This window comes from Enterococcus sp. AZ015 (assembly GCF_050499225.1).
GTDB classification, from domain to species: Bacteria; Bacillota; Bacilli; order Lactobacillales; family Enterococcaceae; genus Enterococcus_D; species Enterococcus_D entomosocium.
Genome location: NZ_JBMHEX010000001.1, coordinates 1,749,493 through 1,767,278 on the forward strand (window position 1 = coordinate 1,749,493; position 17,786 = coordinate 1,767,278).

Annotated in this window: 20 protein-coding genes; 9 read left to right on the top strand and 11 right to left on the bottom strand. The window is 42.0% G+C overall.

Annotated features, from left to right (window positions below; all coding sequences use genetic code 11):
- The first annotated feature begins 120 nt into the window (after positions 1-120).
- A complete protein-coding gene (locus IGK85_RS08210) occupies positions 121-606 on the top strand; it encodes an AmiS/UreI family transporter (protein ID WP_008379954.1) in 486 nt (161 codons plus the stop codon).
- A 16-nt stretch (positions 607-622) separates the two neighbouring features.
- Here the strand turns inward: IGK85_RS08210 and IGK85_RS08215 are convergent, their stop codons facing one another.
- Entirely contained in the window at positions 623-1,885 is a 1,263-nt protein-coding gene (locus tag IGK85_RS08215; RefSeq protein ID WP_008379956.1) for a glycosyltransferase, read from the bottom strand.
- A gap of 161 nt (positions 1,886-2,046) precedes the next feature.
- On the opposite strand from IGK85_RS08215, the gene IGK85_RS08220 reads away from it, so the two are divergent.
- The 3 genes from IGK85_RS08220 (at position 2,047) to IGK85_RS08230 (ending at position 3,824) form a co-directional block, all read left to right on the top strand.
- Positions 2,047-2,439, top strand: coding sequence for a hypothetical protein (locus tag IGK85_RS08220; protein WP_008379958.1), 393 nt, complete (start codon positions 2,047-2,049; stop codon positions 2,437-2,439).
- A 61-nt stretch (positions 2,440-2,500) separates the two neighbouring features.
- Entirely contained in the window at positions 2,501-3,040 is a 540-nt protein-coding gene (locus tag IGK85_RS08225; protein WP_051013026.1) for a sigma-70 family RNA polymerase sigma factor, read from the top strand.
- A complete protein-coding gene (locus tag IGK85_RS08230) occupies positions 3,030-3,824 on the top strand; it encodes a hypothetical protein (protein WP_005235915.1) in 795 nt (264 codons plus the stop codon). The genes IGK85_RS08225 and IGK85_RS08230 overlap by 11 nt, the downstream gene beginning before the upstream one ends.
- 717 nt (positions 3,825-4,541) lie before the next feature.
- On the opposite strand, the gene IGK85_RS08235 is transcribed toward IGK85_RS08230, so the two are convergent.
- Positions 4,542-5,867 carry a dihydrolipoyl dehydrogenase family protein gene (locus tag IGK85_RS08235; protein WP_008379964.1) on the bottom strand — a complete coding sequence of 442 codons (1,326 nt, stop codon included), beginning with the start codon at positions 5,865-5,867 and terminating at the stop codon, positions 4,542-4,544.
- A gap of 180 nt (positions 5,868-6,047) precedes the next feature.
- On the opposite strand from IGK85_RS08235, the gene IGK85_RS08240 reads away from it, so the two are divergent.
- Entirely contained in the window at positions 6,048-6,236 is a 189-nt protein-coding gene (locus IGK85_RS08240) for a hypothetical protein (RefSeq protein ID WP_005226063.1), read from the top strand.
- A 62-nt stretch (positions 6,237-6,298) separates the two neighbouring features.
- Here the strand turns inward: IGK85_RS08240 and IGK85_RS08245 are convergent, their stop codons facing one another.
- The 3 genes from IGK85_RS08245 to IGK85_RS08255 form a co-directional block, all read right to left on the bottom strand.
- Positions 6,299-7,276, bottom strand: coding sequence for a Gfo/Idh/MocA family protein (locus IGK85_RS08245; RefSeq protein WP_008379967.1), 978 nt, complete (start codon positions 7,274-7,276; stop codon positions 6,299-6,301).
- Positions 7,277-7,299: 23 nt separating this feature from the next.
- Positions 7,300-7,740 (bottom strand): heme-binding protein, encoded by a 441-nt coding sequence (locus tag IGK85_RS08250; RefSeq protein ID WP_337447217.1) that lies wholly within the window; start codon positions 7,738-7,740, stop codon positions 7,300-7,302.
- A 72-nt stretch (positions 7,741-7,812) separates the two neighbouring features.
- Positions 7,813-8,838: a Gfo/Idh/MocA family oxidoreductase gene (locus IGK85_RS08255; protein WP_008379969.1), complete on the bottom strand. Its 1,026-nt coding sequence runs from the start codon at positions 8,836-8,838 to the stop codon at positions 7,813-7,815.
- 204 nt (positions 8,839-9,042) lie between these two features.
- Between IGK85_RS08255 and IGK85_RS08260 the strand changes: the two genes are divergently transcribed.
- The 4 genes from IGK85_RS08260 to IGK85_RS08275 all read left to right on the top strand — a co-directional run bounded on the left by IGK85_RS08260 (position 9,043) and on the right by IGK85_RS08275 (position 11,935).
- The gene (locus tag IGK85_RS08260) at positions 9,043-9,936 is read left to right on the top strand and encodes a MurR/RpiR family transcriptional regulator (RefSeq protein ID WP_008379971.1); all 894 of its coding nucleotides are present in this window, start codon (positions 9,043-9,045) and stop codon (positions 9,934-9,936) included.
- Positions 9,933-10,898 carry a Gfo/Idh/MocA family protein gene (locus IGK85_RS08265; protein WP_008379972.1) on the top strand — a complete coding sequence of 322 codons (966 nt, stop codon included), beginning with the start codon at positions 9,933-9,935 and terminating at the stop codon, positions 10,896-10,898. Before IGK85_RS08260 ends, IGK85_RS08265 begins: the two co-directional genes overlap by 4 nt.
- Positions 10,899-11,057: 159 nt before the next feature.
- Positions 11,058-11,282: a hypothetical protein gene (locus IGK85_RS08270; RefSeq protein ID WP_005235901.1), complete on the top strand. Its 225-nt coding sequence runs from the start codon at positions 11,058-11,060 to the stop codon at positions 11,280-11,282.
- Positions 11,283-11,458: 176 nt separating this feature from the next.
- Positions 11,459-11,935, top strand: coding sequence for a GNAT family N-acetyltransferase (locus IGK85_RS08275; RefSeq protein WP_008379975.1), 477 nt, complete (start codon positions 11,459-11,461; stop codon positions 11,933-11,935).
- Positions 11,936-12,004: 69 nt separating this feature from the next.
- Here the strand turns inward: IGK85_RS08275 and IGK85_RS08280 are convergent, their stop codons facing one another.
- The 6 genes from IGK85_RS08280 to IGK85_RS08305 all read right to left on the bottom strand — a co-directional run bounded on the left by IGK85_RS08280 (position 12,005) and on the right by IGK85_RS08305 (position 17,769).
- Entirely contained in the window at positions 12,005-13,048 is a 1,044-nt protein-coding gene (locus tag IGK85_RS08280) for an AI-2E family transporter (RefSeq protein ID WP_008379977.1), read from the bottom strand.
- Between the two features lie 172 nt (positions 13,049-13,220).
- Entirely contained in the window at positions 13,221-14,078 is an 858-nt protein-coding gene (locus IGK85_RS08285) for a triphosphoribosyl-dephospho-CoA synthase (protein WP_008379979.1), read from the bottom strand.
- Between the two features lie 12 nt (positions 14,079-14,090).
- On the bottom strand, positions 14,091-15,176 hold the full coding sequence (locus IGK85_RS08290; protein WP_008379981.1) for an acyltransferase family protein: 1,086 nt from the start codon (positions 15,174-15,176) through the stop codon (positions 14,091-14,093).
- 24 nt (positions 15,177-15,200) lie between these two features.
- A complete protein-coding gene (locus IGK85_RS08295) occupies positions 15,201-15,794 on the bottom strand; it encodes a malonate decarboxylase holo-ACP synthase (RefSeq protein ID WP_008379983.1) in 594 nt (197 codons plus the stop codon).
- A gap of 3 nt (positions 15,795-15,797) precedes the next feature.
- The gene (mdcD, locus tag IGK85_RS08300; RefSeq protein ID WP_008379985.1) at positions 15,798-17,480 is read right to left on the bottom strand and encodes a biotin-independent malonate decarboxylase subunit beta; all 1,683 of its coding nucleotides are present in this window, start codon (positions 17,478-17,480) and stop codon (positions 15,798-15,800) included.
- Entirely contained in the window at positions 17,470-17,769 is a 300-nt protein-coding gene (locus tag IGK85_RS08305; RefSeq protein ID WP_005226050.1) for a malonate decarboxylase subunit delta, read from the bottom strand. The genes mdcD and IGK85_RS08305 overlap by 11 nt, the downstream gene beginning before the upstream one ends.
- Between the last annotated feature and the right edge of the window lie 17 nt (positions 17,770-17,786).

Genomic DNA, 17,786 nt, shown 5'->3' on the forward strand with positions numbered 1-17,786 from the left:
ATTTAACAGCAAAAAATAGTAAATTTGAAAATTATTTTCCTTTTTATTGACATAAAAATAAATAAAGGTATTATTTTTTCTTGGAATTTGTTATTCTAAATTTAAGTAAAGGAGGATTTTATGTTAGGGATCGGCTTATTTTTTGTAGGAATTACTTTGATAATCAACGGCTGGGGAAGTTTACTTCACATTGACTATCGTTCACTTGCTTTAATTAATCTTTTTACAGGTTCGTTATCTTTCATTATCAATCTAATCTATATGCTTCAAGGCGCTTATTATGAAGCAGGCACTGGCTTTCTCTTTGCCTTCACGTATTTATTGGTAGGGATCATTTACCTTTTTGATTTAGATCTACGTATTTATGGGATTTTTGCGCTATTCGTAGCCATCAATACCTTGCCTTTTGCCTGGGTTTCTTGGCGATGGGAGCAAGATCCCCTTTTTGCACTGATTTGGTTAACATGGGGAGCGTTATGGTTTTGCGGCTTTTTGGATACGATCGTGAAGGTAAACTTCGGTCGTAAAATTCATTATTTTGCGATCGCTTGCGGTGTCTTCACTACGTGGGTCCCAGGTTTGCTGATGCTATTAGATCTCTATTAAAAAAAGAGTGATTATCTCAATGATAATCGCTCTTTTTTTTAGTAGGAAAACTGTTTTTTTCTAAAAAGTGTTCAATCTCCTGCATCGCTTTCTGAGGACCATTTGTCGGGAAATGCTTCTTTAGCTGGCAGGCTTGTTGTCGGATTTTCGGTAAACAAACCTCAGTCAGGGCAACTTCTAGCTTTTTCACAGTTACTGGTTTTGTTAGTGCAATTGCATTGCCATACGCCACGCAGTACTGAATATTGCAGCTTTGCTCATAGTGCATCCCGATTCCGATAAACGGCTTCCCAGAGGCACAAGCTGTTTGAACAGTCCCTTCCCCACCATGGATAAAAGAAAAATCGATATGCTCATGCAATAGATGACTTGGTAGATATTCGGTCAGGAACAAATTCTTTGAGACGTTGTGTTTCCCCTTGAGTAGATGCGTAACCGGAGCAATGATCGCTAGTTCCGAACGGTTTCGCAAGAAAGCTAAGATTTTTCGCACCATGCGCGGATTCCCCGAACTGCCCATCGCAAAATAAACGATTCGTTTTCTTTCCCGCCGCTTTTGTTGAATAAAAGTCAACACTTCGTCTGGTAAAGAAGACCCGAGCTTCGCAAAAATCGGCCCAACGATTTGATAGTTTTCTGGCAGCTGCTCTTTCGTTAAAAATAAATCAGGAGTGGTGATGAGATTTAAATCAGCGTCCATCATTCGTAAGCTCGTTTCAGGCATAAAAAGTTTTTCTGTTTGGGCAGCGTGTTTGAATGCTCGGGGCATCCAGCGGGATTTTACCAATTGTTTTCTTGTCCAATACCAAAGTGGTTTCCTTAACGGTCCGAAGAAACGCAAACTAGAAGGGATAAACGCGCTATCTGATCGAAAAAAGGGATCACTCATCGCATAGGGTTTTACGTAGACTAAGGGAATCTGTTTGCTGCGAGCAGATAGAAAGATCGTGACATTCGATCCAGTTACAATCACCTGAGGAGCAAGCTTGTCGACCAGTTTTTTTTCGCTCAGGATACGCGCAGCAACCATCTCTTTGGTGAAGGGATTTTTGAATGAGCGCAGTTGATCTAATTTTATGATCTGTTCCTCTTGTTTTTCTGTCAGAGTCGGCGTCAATAAATGGTACGTAAAACCACTTTCAATGATAAGTGAAGCAAAGGTCTTTGAAAAACCAAAGAACTCACAGTGGTGATTTCCTTGCATTTGTTTAGCGACTTCGATCATCCGTGTCGTTTCAGCCAAGTTGAATACCGCAGGTGCAAAAAGAATCATTGGCATGCAATCCTCCTCATGTATCGAGTCCATCCACTCGTTTCTTTCAAGTATACTAAAAGAGCGCATACTTAGGAGAAGTTTTTTGCAGACCTTCTCGTTCATCTTTTTACATTGTTTAACTAAAAATTTGCTATAATAAAGAAAACCTTTCAAGGAGTAAACCAATGCGAAAAAAAATATCTTCCTTGCGGCTTAGTATATTCTCACGCGGGCTCATTCTCTTTGCTTTCTTTTTCTTGATTCAACAATTGAGGGAAATGGTTGTTTCTGACTTTGCACTTTTTCCTTCTCTGGCATTCATCCAAATTCTCTTGATGATCCTTTCAACCTTTCTCATTAGCAAGTTTGTTAAAAAACGCTCGTGGCGGCAAGTGCTTTTTGGCAGCTACCTATTCATCATCGGCTCGCTGTTTTCTTTCCGGCTAGCAAATAATCCATTGGAGCTGCAAGCAGCCACTCTTTATATGATAGGCGCTTTTTTTGGTGGCATTCTTTGGGAGTATTTGGCACAGCGCTTAGCAACAGATCTTATGGCCAAAGAACATGAACCTCGTTAACAGAGGTTTTTTTCTTTTTCTGATAGAAAAGACAAAAATTCTTCGTATATAGTGTGAAGGGGTGAAAAAGGTGCAGGATGAAGAAATCATTAAACGAATCAAAAAGAAAGACTATGCCGGCTTAGAAGAACTGTTAGCTGTTTATGGTGATAGCATGCTGAGGACGATTCATAGTGTCCTCTCCCAACCGCATGAAGTGAGCGAGCGCCAAGATGTAGCGAACGAAGTTTTTTACGAGGTTTGGCAAAAGATTGCTGCGTATCAACCTGACAGAAGCCGCTTGATTACTTGGCTGCTTTTGATCAGTCGTAGTCGTGCGATTGACCACAAGCGAAAGTTGAACAAGCGCTCATTGGAAGAAAAACCTGTTGATGAGCAGGAACTAGCTATTGAAGAATCACCTTTAACAAAGGAAAACTTTTTGGGCTTTATTGAAGACCTTGAAGCCCTTGATCAAAGGATCTTTCTGCTCTACTATTTTTATCAGGAATCACCCGAAACCATCGCAGAGCAGACGGACTTAAATGTCTCAGCAATCTACAATCGTCTTTCCCGTGGCCGCAAACGCTTAAAAGAAAGGATGACTATCGATGGATTTTAAACAGTTAGTCTTAAATGAAAATAAATCACTGATAAAAGTAACTGAACAAGAAAAAGCAACAACCTTCGAGCTGTCCAAACAATATGTTTTCTTGCAAGATCTATTAGAGGAGCTTCGGACGCTTTTAGCAAAAGACGAAACGATTCTTGGCTATCTGCCTTTGACGCCAGATGGAAACCTCGCCTTCGCCAACCAAGGGCTTGGCGCCTATGCGTATGCAACAACTGAGAAAGCAAAAGCATACCGTGACATCTTTCATGATACCCGCGGCAATCGTTTGTTGGTTTTCACAGAAACCCGAATGCTTTTTCTGGTCATCATCGACTATTTAGAAAGTAACACCTATTTCAGTTACCCCTATGAGAACATCAAGGCGTTCACCATCAAGCCAAGAAAGCTGATGAAGCACGAATCACCAGAGGATAAAGAACAATTCCATTGGGGCTATTTCGACTTTCAAGCGGGGACGCACATTTTCTCAGAAGTGCTGACGAAAAAAGACTACGAATTATTTACGTCCTATCATGAATCGATCCCTGCACTCAAGAAAATTCCAATTCAAAACAAAATTTACAGAGCAGCCAAATATCAGTATTTCTTGAGTAATTGGCATTTCAGTTTTCGCTTGATGACCATTTTCAACCTGCTCTTCCTGCTGCTGTTTGTATTACTGATTCTCGGATTTTTCTTACACTTTGGTCCACTGAAAGGATTTTATTATAAGGATCTATTGGATATAGGTATGATCATTTCCCTTTTGTATAGTAAGAATATCTTGCCATAAAAAAAGACTGCCGTTCCTTCCTAATCATTTCTTTGATATCAATTGAATAAAGCACCAGATTTTCTACGGAAGAGCACCTCTTGCAGGATTCAAGTGAAAACGAATGCTGCAACAGGTGCTTTCTTGTCTCGGACTATTGGGACATTCCTAATTGCTCGATTTTCATTTCCTTTTGAAATTCTCAGATTTCTTGTGAACTTTTCAGAAGACTCCACTCATAATTTCATACGTGCCTAATGGGATTATTTTTTCATTCACGCTTGCTTTTTAGGAAGAAACGTTATGATGATTTTACTTGCTAGGAGGTGTGAAAAATCGAACTTATCGGACATCTGATCTTCTGGGTCCCATTTTGTCTTTTTCTAGTGATTGGATCGTTTTTCATACAATGGCGGAAACGTTTCGTTTCAACCCTTATTGCAGCGATCCCGTTTCTCTTTTTTATGATAAAAATATTCAATTATCGGCATTATGAGCCGGATTTTATTTTCATCATCTATTTGATCGGACTCTTCTTGTCATCGATCGTACTGATTGTTGCTGTCCGTCGGCTTTCAAAAAAAGCCTAAACCTAGGGTTACTAGAAAACAAAGACATTGCTTAAATGAAACCCAGCCTAACTTTAAGGTTCATTTAAGGTTGGCAGACTATAGTCAATACGGACATAATAATTTAGAGCCTGTGCTAGCGGAAACTAGCGCAGGCTTGTTTGTTTATTTATAGAAAATAGGACAAATCGCTAGCAGGTGTGGGGTAGGCAAAAATCATTTGTGCCAGTGCTTCTTTCGATAGCTGATTTTCCAACACAAAAACGAAGTGGTTGATCAACTCATCCGCCAATGCAGAAAAAATCGTGACAGCAACGATTGTATCAGATGTGTCATAAACCAATTTGATTTTTGCCTCTTGATCATTGATTCGTCGATAGGTGTACCAAGAAGAAAGATCCATCACCTCGCTATGATATTCTGAGGCATGATCGGCAATCTCTTGCTCACTGATTCCGATTCTTGCCAGTTTTTCCGCACCAAAAACCAGCGTAGGGATTAGCGGATAGCGGATGGGCGTTTTCTGGTCATCTATATGCTCGACAAGATAGGCGGCTTCAAAGCTAGCAACAGGCGTCAGTTTTGGCTGCTTTTTCGCTAGCACATCTCCGATTGCGTAGATGTGTGTTTGACTAGTCTGCAAAAACTCATTTACAACGATCCCTTGTTTTGACGTTTCTACCCCTGCCTTTTCCAGTTGCAGCTGATCGCTATTGGGTCTGCGTCCCGTGGCACCAATCACTGCTTCTACGGTGAGAGACAACGCTTGTGTCTGAATTGTATAGTGGTTTTGTTCTTTCATGATTCGCTGTGTGTTCTGGTTAAAGTGAAACGAAACACCTTGGTCCTGCATTGAACGAACCATTTCTGCGGTCAATTCAGCATCAAATCCTTTTAGTGGCTGGTCATTATGATGAATCACATGAACTTCAGCACCTGCTGCTTGAGCGATCATCGCCAATTCGAAGGTAATATATCCAGCACCTATGAAAGCAATCGTTGCTGGCATCTTTTCAAAGGAAAGAAAATCAGTACTGTTTTGTAAATGCTCCTTGCCGACGATTGGTAGTACGGCTGGACGCTGTCCTGTCGCAATGATTATTTTTTCTGCTTGAATCTCTTCGGCGTCCACGACGACCGTATGGGCATCACGAAAAGCGGCTTGTCCGTAGTAAGTAGTGATTCCTTCTGCTAGTAACCCTTGTTTGGTTGACTCCGGCACACGATCAGTATACGAGCGCTTAAACGCCATCAGTGCCGGCCAATCAATGGCTACCTGCCCTTGAACGCCATTGCCTTGCATACGTTTCGCCTCTGTTTTGACTTCTACGCCTCGCATCAGTAGTTTTTTCGGATCGCACCCGCGATTGGGGCACGTGCCACCCCATAAATCAGCTTCGACGATCGCCACTGTCTTTCCTTTGGCTTTTAACCCGTAGGCAGCAGCCGTACCAGCTGGACCCGCTCCGATAATCAGTACATCCACCTTTTTCATCTGTCTCCTCCTTCTCTTAAAAAAATCCTGCTCTTTCTCTTCCCTTCAAGTATAGCGAATCACGGTCAGCCCACAAAACAATTCGCCTTTAACGGCTCCTGCGAATGATCACAATCATCCCTTAAAATTGCGTTTGATATGGTATACTTTTCTTGTCAGTTTAACGACAAAGGAGAATGAATGACTGTGAGTTTTAAACGTTTTTTTCAGCTCTTTCTTTTTTATTTCCTCTCGATTCTGGTGGCCTATGGCCTGATTGCGTTTCTAGCAGTAGATAACTTTTGGCTGGTCGTCTGTTTGATGACAATTGTCGGCTATCTCACCTTGGGTATCCCACTAACCTTATTGAGTTTAAAGAAGAAAAAATAAGACAACAGACAAAGACACCAGCAACTTCTCTAAGAAGCTGGTGTCTTTCCACATTGATGCGATTATCCTAATACAATCTGGGCATCTGCCAATGCTTTTTCCACTACTTCCATCACCAGCTTGCTATGTGCAAGGCGTTCCTTGACAAAGGCATGATCATTTTCGTGAATGGCTTGTGCAAAACGGGCAAATTCTTCAAACATACGATGTCCGTGAACGCTTTGATCCTGATGGCTTTTTGCCCCATTGACCGGTTCAACGTCATAGCTGGCAAGCATATTCGTCGGTCCATTGACGATGATCGATCCTTTCGTCCCTTGGATCGTTGAGCGAATCGTCGCTGTCGAATCTTTGGCGCCAATACAAACGACTTTTGTTTGTTCATAGTCTAAAAACAGCATGCCAGAAGTATCGATCCCCTCTTCGACATTAGCAAAATAGCGGACACTTTTAGGTTTTCCTAAAAGCCCGACCACAAAATGAATATTATAGATATTGATATCCATCAATGCCCCACCACCCATTTTTGGGTTAAATGCAGGTAAAACGGTTCCCTCTTTGAATGAATCATAACGAGAAGAATATTGCGAATAGTTGCATTCAATCACTTTCAGCTCTCCCAATGTTTCAAGCTGCGCTTTTATTCCTTGGTAGTTGGCTAAGTACTGATTCGTGATGGCTTCCATCAAAAGCACCCCATGGGCAGCAGCCAATTCTGTTAATTCTACTAATTCTCGTGCCTGCAACGTAAATGGCTTTTCACAAATGACGTGTTTGCCAGCGAGGATCGCTTCTTTGGCAAAGGAATAATGCAAATGATTGGGCAATGCGACATACACGGTGTCAACGGAGGGATCCGCCAAACATGCCCCTAACTCTGTATAGACGGTTTGAATCCCGTATTGCTGTTTTAAGTGATTCATTTTCTCTAAATCATTTTCTGTCCCAAAAATAGCGGACAGTTCAAGCTGCGGGACATCCCCTGCCACCGTCAAAAAATCATGGACGATCATGCCTGCCCCTAAAATCGCTAAGTTCATCTTGCTTCCCCTTTTCTATCTTCTTAGATCATTTGTTTCAATACCTCGGTGATCACTTTATGATCCTCTAAATGGGCCAAACCTGACACACAGATAGCACCAGTGACTTCTCTATCTTCGATAATTGGAAAACCACCACCACAAACTGCATAATGTTCGTCTTGTGCCCATTTAGCAAATTGTATATCTCTATTTTTTTGCGCATAGACGTATAGTGAACTATGCCCGCTTTCTAGTACCGTTCGTTCTTTTCTTTCAAGCCAAGGGCTCTCTTTCCGCCCTGCCATTAAAAATCGAATGATCGGCAAGCCATGATGAACAACTTTGATCCCTACAGGCTTCGGGTAGTTCCTTTTAACGTACTGATCGATGGCAATAACCAACCGCAATGCGAGGTCATTGTCAAAATGAGCAAACTGCAGCTGCTGTTCTTCTTGCAGGATTTCTGAAGGTTCGATTCGTATCTACTCCTTTTCGTTGAGTCAGTTGATGCCTCCAGGCGCTTTGTTTGTCAAAAGCCCCATAATCACCCTGCCTTATGACTCAGTGATCACTTGATTGATGCCTGTTTCTAGCATTTCGATTTGTAAAATCGTTTCTTCGTCTTTCACGATTTTCTCTTTGCCATGGATGATCGTTTCATAGACGCCCTCATACACACGGCTATAATCACCAATTTCAGAGATGACTTTTTCTTCATGGTAGTCACCGTTAGCATCCATATAAGTTAGTGTGCCATAGTGTTCCGGTAAATCGATCCCAAAATCGGCATGATCCGGGAGATAAAACTGTTTTAGATGCTCTTCTTGTCGATCCTTCGTTTGTTTAACAAAAACGCCGTTTTCACCATAAACAACGAAACTAGGCCGTTCTTTTAATCGGAAGTAACTAGATTTGACTGAGACTTTCATTCGACCATAAAACAGATCCAAATCGAAGTAATCATTCATGCGATTTTTTCCAAGCAATTGCCGAACCTCATAATGGACATCGTCTGGTTGCCCAAAATAGGAGATCACTTGATCCAGTGTATGACAAGCGTGTCCATAAAAGTAGCTAGTATTCAGTGAAAATTCGGTCACTGACCGTGGAATCTCTGGGCGAAAATAATCATAATGCATCTCTACTTCTAAGAGATCTCCGAGCACGCCGCTTTCGATCACTTTTTGCGTGGTCAAAAAATCAGAATCAAAGCGTCGATTTTGATAGCATTGCACAAACAAGCCTTTTTCCTGCGCCAGTGCGAACAATTCCTTTGCTTGTGCCGAGGTTTCCGTAAAAGGTTTTTCGATCAAGACATTTTTCCCATGGAGCAAGACATCCTTGCCTAATTTATAATGCAAATGACTAGGGGTCGTGACCACAACTAATTGAATTTCAGGATCACGGTAAATATCCTCTAAGTCAGAGGTGTAATGAACGTCTTCCAGTGTTGGCCAGGTCAGCTTGCCGCTTGGAGAATAGATCGTCTTTACTTTGATCTTATCCTGTAGCTTGGTTGAAAAAGGCAGATGGTAGCGATTGGTGCTTTTTCCGTTTCCGAGATATGCGATAGTTAACATTGTAACGCCTCCTATGAATTGATAGCTTGATTATTGATGAAATCCTTCGAAATGGGAAGTCTTTTGCCAAAAACAGGTTCTTTTGACCAGACTTTTTCGCAAACTGTTGAGTGGTTCTGAACATTTTTACCAAATTGCCAAAAAGGCACAGTTTTTGCTTTTGGTTTTCTTTGTCCTAGGCTATGATTAGAAAGAGGTGGTTTGATGTTATTAGGAGATAAATTACGGCTTCAAGAAGGATTGACCAATACGGAGAAACGGATTGCCGGTTATATTTTGCAAAATATCAATGATGTGCCTTCGTTGACGATTGAAGTCATCGCCAAGCATACGTACACATCCCACTCTTCCGTCATTCGTCTAGCCAAAAAGATGGGTTATGAAGGATTTAAAAGTTTTCGCTTAGGTCTGGCTGAAATTGCCCATAATCAGATGTTCAATCCAACCTTTGTTGACGCGAATTTTCCCTTTTCGCCCAAGGATCAAACACCTGATATTTTGAAAAAAATGGCCGATCTAACGATCAACTCGATCCACAAAACTCATGCTCAGGTTGCCCCAGAAACGATGGAAGCAGTGGTGCAATCGTTGGAAGCTGCGCAGCGGATTTTCTTATTTGCTCGCGGTGATTCTCAGATCCGGGCAAGAAGTTTTCAAAATAAGTTGGTCAAAATCAATAAGTATCTGATTATTGCGGATGAATATGGGGATGATGCGTGGAATGCATCGAACGTCACGCAAAATGATTGTGCCGTGTTTATTACCTATCGTGGGAAAAATACACAATACGAAAAAATCATGCAACACTTTCGTGATGTTGGGGTACCAGTGATCGTAATCTCTGGCAACGCCCATGCGAAAATCATCCCATTAGCGACCCATGCGATCATCGCTTCTCATGATGAACGTGATTTTCTCAAAGTCGGTACCTTTTCTTCACAGGTCGCCTTTGAGTATATTTTAGATTCACTGTTTGCATTGCTGTATGCCAAAGAATATCAAAAAAATATTGTCGAGTTAAGAAAAAAACAATCTGTTTTGGAATCAGGGATTCTCTCAGAATACCCGTCAACTGAAGAAAAGAGGGAAATGAAATGATCAATTGGGGAATTATTGGTGCCGGAAATATCGCCAATCGCTTTGCTGCAAGTCTAGAAAATTTTCAAGATGCCCAGCTTTATGGGGTTGCTTGTCGTACGATGGAAAAAGCGCAAGCGTTTCAAGCAAAATTTCCGTGTGATGCCGTCTTTGATAACTACCAGAACCTATTAGATGATCCAGCTATCGATATCGTTTATATTGCTTTGCCGCATTTGTATCACTATGAATGGATCATCAAAGCCTTTCAAGCAAAAAAAGCTGTTTTATGTGAAAAACCAGCAACCTTGACTGCACAAGAAATGCGCGATGTACAAAAACAAGCCCAAGCACACGAAGTCTTCTTTATGGAAGCCATGAAGCCACGCTTCACCCCAGCGTATCGCAAACTAAAAGAACTTGTGGATGGTGGTCATATCGGTGAGCTAACAAGTGTCACGACTACTTTTCGCCGCCATTTACCAGTCGAAGGCAGTTCTTACCATTATCTGCCAAAACAAGGGGGTGCTTTACTGGATATGGGGATCTATAACTTAGCCTTTATCCAAGATTTTTCACCAGAAAATTTAACTGCCGAAATGATCGATTACAGCCTTTATGAAACTGGGGTTGATACCTATGTTGAAGCACGCTTTGTCAGTGAAGACTTTGTTGCAGTGATTGAGACTGGATTTGACCAAACAAAAGAGACGGTGGCGGAATTACAAGGAACAAAAGGGAAAATCACAATCCCCAACTTCCATCGCCCCGCTTCTTTTACCGTGACGATTGACCAAGAAGACACGGTCTATGATATTGGGTACGAGATCGATGATTTCCATTCAGAGATTCAAGCAGTTCACACCGCTCTTGCACAAGGACAACTCGAAAATTCCCTGATGTCCTTAACGGATAGTATTGCCTGTATCGCTTTAGCAGATGAACTAAGAAGCTTGCTAGATGCGGAAAAAAAAGACAATTAAGATCATGCCCCATCGTTTTTGAATAGAACTGACCAGTGGCTACCACTCGGTCAGTTTTTTGTATCAAAAATTGAGCGCTTTCTTTGACGGTATCGAAATGGTTATATTATATTTATTGAGTATATTTTTATACAAATAGAAAAAGAAAGGAAAACGCCCATGACACCAGAAATTATTACGTATCTTATTTGTTTATTGACCTTCGCTTATCTAGCTGTGACGATTTTTACTTTTGTAAAAAATCGCCGGACAGGTGACGGTTATCGCCTCCGAATTTTTTACGTGCTGGCAGCAGCCCTCGTCTTTTTGCTTTCCGTTTATGCAATCGCTACCGGTCAAACCTATGACGACTTGGTTACATCGATAAATGATCTTTTTCAATAAAACAACGACGGCACGAACCCCTGCGGATCTCTTCGTTTTTGAACCTCTGGTTGAGGGAAGGTCAAAACGGAAACGAGCCAATGAAAGACTGCTCTTCGATGGCTTTTTCATCAGGACCTTCTATACCGAATCAATGTCTTTCAACAAATGATGTCTGACATTTTATGGAGGTGTGCATGCTCATTCAGCTTAAAGAAGCGAAGCTTTCCGATTTACTTTCTATCTACTTGATACAAAAAGCTGCCTTCAAATCTCTCTTTCTCCGTTATCAAGATGGAGAAACTTCTCCCTATTTACAAAGTTTTGAGAAGCTAAACGCAAAGTTTTCTGCGTCGAATACCACTTATTATTTAATCATGACCGCTCAGAAAACCGTGGGATTCCTAAAACTGACGGTTGAGCAGGAGCATACGACGAAGCTATCTTCCATCGCCCTTCTTCCCTCCTACGAGAACCGCGGGATCGGTAGACAAGCAATGACCTTGATTGAAAGGAACGTACAAACAGATACGATACATTTGAATACGATCCTGCAAGAACCCAAGCTGGTTCACTTTTATCATTCTTTGGGGTATTCCCAAACAGGCAGGTTTCAAAGCACCTCTTCAGCAATCTGCTTTGTCTCCTTTACGAAAAAAATTGCTGCGAAATAAAAAAGCCATCTCGCCTTTCATCGGCAGAGATGGTTTTTCTATCAATTGCCATCCTTTACAGCAATCATTTTATTGGTCCTGCAAGGTGTCATCGGTTTTTTTACGCAATCGCGGAATCTCTTTCACATTCATTAAATCTAAAAAGAAAGTAAACAATGGGATCCCAATGATCAAGCCCCACAAACCAAAGAGATGTTCGCTAAGATACAGGAGAATAAACGTGTAAAACATCGGAATCTCTGTTTTATTGGCCATCAAGCGGGGATTTAAGATATAGGATTCCAACGCATGAACAAATACTATGATCAAAAGAATATAGATCACGTCATTAAATCCGCCGATGGAATAGGCAATAAACGTCAATGGAATACACGAGATGATCACACCAGCAACAGGAATCAAGCTGAGAAAGAAAATCATCAACGCCAAACTCAACAGCTGCGGAAAGCCCATCACCGCTAAGGCGAAGACAGTGATTGCTGTATTAACTAAGGCGATCACCAACTGCGTCTCAATCACATTTCCGAAAGCACGCGTAAACTTAGCTCCTAAATAGTAAACATCTTCAAAGAACCACGCCCCTCGCCCTTGCAAAAATAGCCGAGAAAACGCAACGGTCTTTTTGTTATCGATCATAAAGAAGAAACTAAGCAGAAATGAGATCAGCACCGTCAATGCCAACTCACCGAAATTATACAGATAATTGATCACGACTAGAACGCCGCTTTGTAATTTCTGAATATATTCACTGGTTTGCAATAAATTCAAGACATATTCGATCAATTCATTGTTGGAGTCTGTCCGTTGGTAGAAATCAGCAACGGAATTGACTAATTGGACGGATTGTTTGATGATGATGGGTACATAATTTGTTGCCACTAAATAAAGAATAAAAACAATCAAGCTGTAAGTCAGGATGCTCGTAAGCTTAATGGGCAGATGACTTTTTCGATGGAGCAAAAGAACCAGCCGATAAATCAGATACGTAAAGATAAAGGTCAGCAAAAGAATGGTCATCATACTGCGAAACAAAAAAAGAATGCCCGCAAGCATAAACAGGACCGTCCAGCGCCGCAACACAAGATTTTGAAGAAAAGCATTATAGTATTTCATCTGTAACTCCTTTATTCGTTGCAATGGAGCAACGAAGCATTTCAGTAGTGCCTAAGAATTATCTAATCATTAAACTATGCAAATAGCAAGAGATTTTATTTTTCTTAATCGAGCGAAAAAATGAAACAAAAAATCCTTAGAAGAATCGTTGGCTTTCTTCTAAGGAAAAGAGTTATTGGTAAACGGTCTTTCCTTCGTTTACGGGTAAAACCGAGTTGATGGACAATAAAAAGAAGCTGGTAGCCAACAGATCAGCACTGCCGCCTGGAGACACATTTTCTGACTGGCAGAAGGCTGCTAGTGCATGAAATGCTGGGTTCGGCAACGCTTGCTGATTGGCTTTTTGTGCGAGTTGCTGAACCAGTGCCAGTACCTCTTGATTGCTGCGGTATAAAATACACGTATCGTCCAGTGTAGCGATGATCGCCAACAGCATGTGGAGCCTTTTTTCAGTCTCATTGGAACAATCCCGAGAAAAATAATCCGCTAGAGCGATTTGAACATGGGGGAACCCAGCAGCAGCTTCCCCATACGCACCGAGATGTCCATATTTGGCTTGAACAGTTTTGCCATGACTTTCCGTTTGTTGAGTCAGCGCACGATCAGGAAATGCAGTGAGAAGCTGGATGTCAGAAAAGACTTCTGGCAAAAAAATCCGCTGTTTGCGACTAAGTTGGCTACTGACGGCGCTGATGAGCAAGCCTAATGCCCAGATGGCTCCTTTATGAGTGTTGATGCCACCAGTGGCTGTCAACATCGCCTGTTCTGCCTTCCGACCGATTGCAGCGATTGCTTCCCGCAACTCTTGAGACATGCTGCTTCCCCAAGACACCAAGGCCATTTCTTCAAAGTATGGCGTCAATGCTCGAGCTGATCGCAGAAAGAGTGCTTGATCCATATCGTGATGGGCACCTGAATCAATGGCATCCACTAACCCAGGTTTTGGGGACAATGTCACTTCTGCAATCAAGGCTTCTTCTACCAATTGGGCGAGTCGTCGACAATTTTCTTCTACAGCAAATGCAAACATCCAACTCCTCCTCTATTTTTTGATTTGACCTTTGATCGTTACCCATAAAACATGCAAAACATAGCTTGTTAAAAAACCACAGCTGGCAGTTGCCAAATAAGCGACGATGATCATGATGCCCATTGGCAGTTGCAGCAACAAATCTTTCAAGCATAGCAACAAAACTTGAAAGACAAAAACATTGGCAAGATAGGTTCGATACGCATAAGTAGACAGCCACTTAAATGTCCCTAACTGAGGGGCATTGTTCTTGATCATAGTTGTCCCAAACATAAAGACTGCAAAAATCAATACTAAGCTATATAAGCTTTGCAATGTATTTAAATACGGTGCATGAGCGAAACTTAGATCACCTGCATAATGTAGCAGATGATTGGCAGATAATAGCCCCAATGCTAAACCCACTGGCAAGAAAGCATAGCGAATCTTGTATAGGAAGCGATAGACGGTTTCGTGATAAATCAAAGCGGCTTCGCCATAGATCCCATAGATCACAAAGCTAAAGACAAACCGATCCAATAAATACCAGCTTTCATGATGCGGTCCTTCAAAAACTTGGCGATCATAAAACACATACCAAGCGACATACAAAGCAGTTGCGACGATCAATACTGGCCAAACAGCTTTTTTCTTCGTCAACACTTTGTAGCCTAACCAGACAAAAAACGGCATCAACAATTGGATCTGCAGCATCATGATCGTATACCACAAGTGTGGCGCCGCATCCCCCGTCACATATTTTAGTAAAAACGTTGCTGTATCAGTATAAGGTTTTCCTTGTTGGACAGCGGGAAAGAGCCATAAATAAGCCGTCGTCCAAAGCACATATGGCACGACAAGTTCAAAAAACTTTTCTTTCAAAAATTCTAGATAAGACAGATGTTGACTTGTCTTAACCATGTTATAAACAATAGCAAAAATAAACAGGGGTGCGGTAAATTTCACCAAGACATAAAAGGTACCGATGAATGCTGCAGTCTTTTCATCTTGGGTATTGGATAAGGCAAAAGTCAAAATCGTTTGCATCATTACTGCTGTCACGGCAAATACTTTTTGGAAATCACTGATGTTGATTTTTAAATCGTTGTTCTCAAACATGTTTTTCGCTCACTTTTCTAATAATTACCAAATCTCAGTGGTGAGTTTTGGCCCTTCGTCTGTTTTTACTAAGATTTTTTTTGTTGGATGTTCCAAATACTCCTTTAAGGCAAACCCGCCTTGTTTTGTGATAACTTGAACATCGATCTGTTGAAAAAAGGCTGCCTGCTTTTCCAATAGTTCCAATGGCAGCTTTTCTTTCGTGTCGGCATAAAGCAACAGATCTAAATCACTTGTCGGCTTGATTGCTGCCTGTTTTGCAGCTAATTCAAAACCCAAACTGCCACCAATTCCCCAAGAATAGTACTTCAATAAAAGCCGTGCTTTTTGATAGCTGCGGTAAACTGGATAATTGGCTACTTCATTGAATCGGAAGCTCTCACGACTGGTCAATTCCCAAGGATGGATCGTTCGTTTGATCATGTTACAGGGTGCCTCAAAGGCAAACCGTTCTTGCCGCTTTTCCCCGCGCAACCCCACGGGTAAATAGCTAGGGTTGCTGGGTTTCCCACGACGGACGGTCGCAAAAAGCTGTTCTTTTTCAGAAAACCATTTCGGAATATCAATCATATCAAGAACTTCTTTATCTAATTGAACGATATCGTGGGCACGGTTCATTCGTTACACATTCCATTCTGCATTCATTTTTTCAAATACGTTATTCGTTTCCAGCCGGCCGCTCTTTTTAGCGATCGGATTGGTGTAGCGACTGGTCAACATCGTGTCATTCGTTTTACGCACATCATCAATCGCCTCATTGATCGCTTCAATTACAGTCGCTTTGCTTTCAGAGGTGACAGACTGATCCGTAATGGAGGATAAGAAAGTGAAGATTGCCCCAAGTTTCGTATAATTTTTGATATCATAAGCAATACTTGGTACTTTTTCCGCAGCGGCTTCAATCGCGGCAATCGACCGTTTGGTGACCCGACTTGCACTTTCTTTTGACATTGCCTGAACAGTGATTTTTTCACTATTTAGTGCGATCAGACGACTTGATTGCAAGCCATGCGCTAAGAAAGCCCCAGAGATCGCATTACCAGCGATAAAACCGATCACTGGATGACCCGCTTGGCGTAGTTTGGCATAAGCTGCCGCACTGTTTGCTAAAGCTGCATGAATACCAATCAATTCTTCATTGTAGCCATACGCTTGGCTAGGGACATCGATGACCGCAATGATTGGTCGTTTGACTGCTTTCTCTTTGTCTTCTTGATAAACAGTTTCTAACAGGTGGCCCATCTCATAGCCTTCGACTAAACCAACTTCTCCCTTGCGTACCCGATACATCGGATTAGTTGGGTTTGGCACGATCGCTGTAACAACGACTTCTTCAGTAAAAAGGTCAGATGCAGCTGCATAGACAGTTGCACTAGTTGAGGTTGGGAATTGCAGATTCGTCAATGCTGAAAACCAGTGATAACCGATACTGTCAGCAGCAGCTTCTTTGCCTTCTGTTACAGTAATAGGTGCCACTTCAGTTGCTTTATGCGCTGCAAGAGCCTTATTGTATGCCTCGATAGCCAGCGGCTTTGATAGATCAAGTTCGTGTAAAAGAGAAAGATAAAAACCACTTTTTTCGCTGCGATGACTGTCTTTCTTTTCAGCCATCGCAGCAATCACGGCTTCTTGGATCGATTCGACACTGTCAGTCACTAGTTCATCGATCATTTGTGCTGCCAAACGTTGTTTGGCGCCAATGGTGTTCCAAATCAAATCTTTATCACTGGAATCAAATTCTCTCACGCCAGCTTCTTGTTCGATGACTTCAGGACCGTTCAAACCGATACGGGCTTTCTTCGTCGCTATCAAGTAACTCATAAGTGCTGAGGTAATCGACATACCGCCAAAAGAACCCACCCGACCTGGCACTAATCCAATCACTGGCACATACGATTTTATTGCAACGATCAAATTGCCGATTTCTGCAATCGACAATAAGCCGTAATTCGCTTCTTGGAGGCGTACGCCACCAGTATCGAGGATGATGATCGGTGTGATCGGATTGCCCTTTTGGTTTTCTTCCAACACATGAGTCAATGCCGCGATGATTTTAGCACCAGAAACTTCACCGATCCCGCCACCTTGGAATTTTCCTTCCATAGCGATCACGACCACGTTTTCTCCAGAAATCGTTCCACGGCAAACAACGATCCCATCATCGCTTTGTGGCACGATGTCTTGAGCCACCAGATTGGGTGCGATCATTTGGTCGAATGGATCGATCAATTCACGACCGCTCTTGGCATCCAATAATGCGTGCACCCGTTCTCGGGCATTTAATTCTACAAAACTATTCTTCATCTGCTAGTTCCTCCATTGCTTGGGTTAATCGTAGGTAAACCACACCGGGAGTGGCGCCAAAGTCGTTGATCACTATTTGCGCACTGATTGGATAGCGCTCAAAAAAACGTGTCAAGACATTTTGCCACACATCGCCAAAGCCATCACTTCCTGTACAAACTGAAACGGTGGTTTCTTGTTTGTCCGTTGGAAAAAGCAGAATTTCCAAGTCACCAGAACCAACCACGCCAACATGGACTTTTTTGGTGACTGGTTTCGTTGTTTGATACGTATAAGCTAATTTTTCCATCTCTTCTTCTCTCCTCT